Here is a 4,595-nt window from a genome sequence, read left to right as displayed (position 1 = left end):
GCCCAGTCGACGAATGACCTTCCACCCCACTCCAGCCCAGCAACGTTTCCTCGAAGCCGCCCTTAACCCCAATGTCTCCAAGCGCATCCGCGCCATCAGCCGCGCCGCCCACGTCCATGAATCTAGCTGGCGCACCTGGAAGCACAACCCGGCCTTCCTGGCCTGGTACCGCTTGTGGTGAGCTTGCCGAACCACGATGCCTGGGAAAGCCGCGCCGCATCCTGCAGTTGGTTGCTCGACAAAATCGGCCCCGCCGCGGCGGGCCCGGCACGATTTCCGCCCGCCGCGGCGGGCCATGCAGGGAAAGTACTCCGCGTCGCCGCCCGGGTTGCCTCACCCGCCACCCACTCACCGTCATCATCCGCGCACCCCGTCCCCTCCCGAAGCCTTCGCCCCGATATATCGGGGCAAGCCCCGATCTCCATATCAAGTCTCAAACAGTGATCGGGGCAAGGGACGAGGCCTCGGGAGCACCCCCCCAAAAAGCGCGAAAAAAACCGCGCTCGCTGGACACCAACAGCCGCACCGGGCGCCATGCAAAACAACATCGGGACTCGCCCCGAGGCCTCGGGAGCACCCCCCCAAAAGCGCGAAAAAAACCGCGCTCGCTGGACACCAACAGCCGCACCCGGAGTTTATCCCGATTCAATCGGGACCATGCAAAACAACATCGGGACTCGTCCCGAGGCCTCGGGATGAAAGGTGGCATCAGCAGCCCCCATTTTCAGGGCAGTTTCCATCGTTTCGGTCGCCCCGGCGACCTCGATGGCGGCCCGCCGCGGCGGGTTCGCATCTAAGATTTCACATTTCTTCAAAAACGAGGTCGTCGTTAGTGGGGTAGGTTTCGACGGCGGCCTGCCGCGGGGGCCACGCAAAGACAATTTGATCGAGTGTTTTCCCTTCGGAAGGAATCAGGTTTTTCTCTCCGGCCCGCCCCGCAGAGCGGGACCGGTCCGGACGCACTCTTTTCCGACCATCTCCAGTTCATGTCCGTAGGTGGTGAGAAACAGTTCGAGCGATTCCTTTTCTTTTTTGAGATAAGCGCGGTTGCGCATGGCGAGCATTTCGAAATCCACCTGGTTGGCATCGAACATCGGGCCGTCAATGCAGGTGAACTTCACTTCGCCGCCGACGCGCACCCGGCAAGCACCGCACATCCCCGTGCCATCCATCATGATGGGATTCAGGCTGGCGAAGCTCTTGAGGTTGGCTTCCCGCGTCAGCTTGGCTACCGCCCGCATCATCGGCAGCGGGCCGACGGAGACAACGGCATCGATGGTCACTCCCTGTTGAATCAGATCAGCCAGGGCATTGGTGACAAATCCCTTGCGGGCATAGGTTCCGTCGTCGGTGGTGACGTAGAGCTCGTGGGAGGCGGCTCGCATCTCCTCTTCGAGAATGACGAGGTCACGGGTGCGCGCCCCGACAATGCCGATGACGTGGTTGCCCGCTTCCTTGAACTCCCTGGCAATGGGAAGAATTTCAGCGGCGCCCACACCGCCGCCGATGCAGATCACTGTCCCGTAGCGAACAATCGGGACAGGCAGGCCGAGCGGGCCGCAAATGTCGGTAACCGAATCGCCCGCTTTCAACCGAAGCATGTGGTAGGTCGTCTTGCCGACTGCCTGGACGATCAGGGTGACTGTGCCGCGCTTCGAGTCCCATTCGACCAGTGTCAGCGGAATCCGCTCGCCTTCCTCGTGCACGCGCACGATCACGAATTGGCCCACCCGCGCCTTCCTGGCGATAAATGGCGCCTCGATGACAAACCGGGCAATCTGCCCCGATGGAATCGGGGCCAGATCTTCCTTCTCCAGGATTGGATACACCGTTCCCTCGCTAGTGCTTGCTCGCGTCTCCCCCGGTGGCAGGTGCCACCGGGCTCAGCGGACTGAGATACACAGCTCCCTCGCTAGTGCTTGCTCGCGTCTCCCCCGGTGGCGGGTGCCATCGGGCTCAGCGAGACTGCGTTTCCCCCCGTGGCGGGGGCCTGCCCGTCCGGCAGGTGGCCCACCGGGCTCAGCGGAAGGGTCGGGACGGGACTCTCCTTGGCCAACAAGTACTCCTGAATGGAAGCGGCGGCGCGCCGGCCGTCTTTCATGGCCAGCAAGACCGTGGAGCCGCCGCGAATGACGTCGCCGCCAGCAAAAATTCCGGCCAGCGAAGTTTCGCCTCGCTCGTCTGCCTGGATGGTGGTTCGCTTGGTCACTCGCAGCTCGGGCGTCGTCCGCTGGATAATGGGATTGCAACCCTGGCCGATGGCCACGATGACGGTATCCACGTCCATCCAGAATTCCGAGCCCAGCATGGGTTCAGGCCGGCGGCGTCCCGAAGCATCGGCATCGCCGAGCTGCATCTGGATGCACTGCATGCGGTAGATGCGATTGTTCGCATCAGCTTCGAGCTTCACCGGCGCGGCCAGGAAATGGAATTCGATGCCCTCTTCCATGGCGTGTTTGACCTCTTCCGCGCGAGCCGGCATCTCCACTTCCGAGCGGCGATAAAAGACGTAAACCTTCTCCGGCCCCATGCGCAGGGCCACCCGAGCGGCGTCCATCGCCGAGTTGCCGCCGCCCACCACCACCACCCGCTTGCCCACTTCTATAGGCGTGTCGCAGTCAGGAAACTTCCAGCCGCCCAGCAGATTGACGCGGGTGAGAAATTCATTGGCGGTATAGACCCCGAGATAATCTTCGCCGGGGATGTCCATCAGGTAAGGGTGGCCGGCGCCGGTGCCGATGAAAATGGCATCGTATTCTTTGCGCAGCTCTTCGATGGTGCACGTCATCCCCACGACAAAGTTGGTCACAAAGACCACTCCCATCTTGCGGACGCGATCAATTTCGGCATGGAGCACTTCCCGGGGCAAGCGAAACGGCGGGATACCATAAACGAGCACGCCGCCCAGTTCATGGAGCGCCTCAAAGACGGTCGCCTGGTGTCCCAAGCGAGCCAGTTCACTGGCGCAGGTGAGGGAAGCCGGCCCCGAGCCGATAATCGCCACTTTCTTGCCCGTGGGGGGATCGCAAGGGGTCTCGCGGATGCCGCGCACGGCCATGTCGTAGTCGGCCACAAAGCGTTCCAGGTCGCCGATGGCAACGGGCGACCGTTTGAGGCCAACGACGCATACCTTCTCACAGTAGTTTTCCTGCTGGCAGACGCGGCCGCAAATCGCCGGCAGAAGATTGGTTTCCTGAATCTTGTCGGCTGCCCCGCAGATGTCTCCGAGCAAAATAAGCTCAAGGAAGTCGGGGATGAGGACATTCACCGGGCAGCCTTCGACACACTTGGGGTCCTTGCAGCGGATGCAGCGCAGGGCTTCCGCCTGCGCCTGCTCGAGAGTGAAGTCCAGCTTCACTTCCGTAAAGTTGCGGGCACGCACCGCCGGATCCTGTTCCGGGGCATGCTGCCGCGGTGTTTTCGGGCTGGGAGTGGGAAGTTTCAGCTCGGCCGGCCCGGCCGGGGGCGGGGTTGCGGAAACATGCTCCGCGCCAGCCGAGTTGCGCTCCGCATCGAGAGCGTCATTCGTCTTCGGCGTCCTGGGTTGACCCTTGTTCATAGCTCTTGTTCTGTGCCGGGATTCCCAGCGCGGGGATGGCGGCCAGGAACTCTTTCCGAAACAACCGAGGCTCGAAAGAGCTGGCCAGTGGGGCGGTTGCTCCGGCCGTCGGCCACGCGAGCGAACTCAAGAAAAGGGCGGACGCAGAAATACTTTTCGCCGCTGGCTCCTTTCCCCTTCTGTTGCGTGCGATTTCCGTTCGATTTCTTTTGACAGCGCGGCGGTAAGAGGTGTTTCCCAGCGCTGCCGCTAGTTCGCGCGCGCCTGGCCTTTCGCAAGGAGTTCCTCCTTTGACTCAACGTGCTGGGGATCGACCGGAATGCAATCAATTGGACAAACCTTGACGCACTGCGGCTCGTCGTAGTAGCCGACACACTCGGTGCATTGTTCCCAATGGATGAGATAGATGTTGTCACCGGCGGTGATCGCCGTATTAGGACAGACCGGCTCGCAGGCGCCGCAGTTGATGCATTCCGTAGAAATGGTCATCGCCATGGGGAAGGCTCCTCCGATAAAGGGGAAGGACGGGATGAAAGGCGCGCTTCGGAATCGAGCGCCCGCCGGACCAAGGCCAGCAACTCAACGTCCTTGACGGGCTTGGTGGCATAGTCAAAGGCTCCGCAGTTCATGGCTTCGAGATAGCTTTCCACGCCGCCGCCCGCAGTCAAAATGATCACCGGGATGGAACACTTCCGCTTCCGCAGGTCGCGAAGCAGGTGAAGGGCATCGTTCCCCGGGAGGCAGAGGTCGGAGATCATTAGATCCACCGGCTCTCTTTCCAGTTGAGCGAGCGCCTCAGCCGTACTGGCTGCCGTCCGCACCTGATAGCCGTTTTGGGCGAGGACTCGCTCCAGGGCTTGGAGAAAGACGGGGTCATCGTCCACCGCGAGAACCGTTGCCGTCCCGTTCCGTTGCGCAAGTTCTGCTGCCATGACTTCACTACTCGGGCGCGTGATTCCCGGTTCGTGGGTGCAACGCCGATGCCGGAACCAGCCCACCGGCGCTCCGGCCAACCTGCTGATTACAAGCTGGTTAG

The 4,595-nt window shown here is 62.0% G+C and carries 5 protein-coding genes; 1 reads left to right on the top strand and 4 read right to left on the bottom strand.

Translation table 11 applies throughout. The features are described 5' to 3' along the window. On the top strand, window positions 1–181 hold a 181-nt coding region (locus VIH17_13575), incomplete at its 5' end, for a hypothetical protein (GenBank protein ID HEY4684263.1). A 730-nt stretch (window positions 182–911) separates the two neighbouring features. On the opposite strand, the gene VIH17_13570 is transcribed toward VIH17_13575, so the two are convergent. The 4 genes from VIH17_13570 to VIH17_13555 form a co-directional block, all read right to left on the bottom strand. After that, window positions 912–1,829: a sulfide/dihydroorotate dehydrogenase-like FAD/NAD-binding protein gene (locus VIH17_13570; GenBank protein ID HEY4684262.1), complete on the bottom strand. Its 918-nt coding sequence runs from the start codon at window positions 1,827–1,829 to the stop codon at window positions 912–914. An 83-nt stretch (window positions 1,830–1,912) separates the two neighbouring features. After that, the gene (gltA, locus tag VIH17_13565) at window positions 1,913–3,559 is read right to left on the bottom strand and encodes an NADPH-dependent glutamate synthase (protein ID HEY4684261.1); all 1,647 of its coding nucleotides are present in this window, start codon (window positions 3,557–3,559) and stop codon (window positions 1,913–1,915) included. A gap of 249 nt (window positions 3,560–3,808) precedes the next feature. Next, on the bottom strand, window positions 3,809–4,048 hold the full coding sequence (locus VIH17_13560) for a YfhL family 4Fe-4S dicluster ferredoxin (GenBank protein HEY4684260.1): 240 nt from the start codon (window positions 4,046–4,048) through the stop codon (window positions 3,809–3,811). Beyond that, the coding region (locus VIH17_13555; GenBank protein ID HEY4684259.1) for a response regulator at window positions 4,045–4,595 on the bottom strand (551 nt) is incomplete at its 5' end. The genes VIH17_13560 and VIH17_13555, both read right to left, overlap by 4 nt.

The organism is Candidatus Acidiferrales bacterium, assembly GCA_036514995.1.
Lineage (GTDB): Bacteria > Acidobacteriota > Terriglobia > Acidiferrales > DATBWB01 > DATBWB01.
The sequence above is the reverse complement of the archived record's forward strand: the minus strand, read 5'-3'. Positions and strand labels throughout refer to the sequence as shown.

Excerpts from the sequence above, each read along its gene's own strand:
- gltA (HEY4684261.1), bottom strand. The coding sequence starts at position 3,559 with ATGAACAAGGGTCAACCCAGGACGCCGAAGACGAATGACGCTCTCGAT.
- VIH17_13560 (HEY4684260.1), bottom strand. The coding sequence starts at position 4,048 with ATGACCATTTCTACGGAATGCATCAACTGCGGCGCCTGCGAGCCGGTC.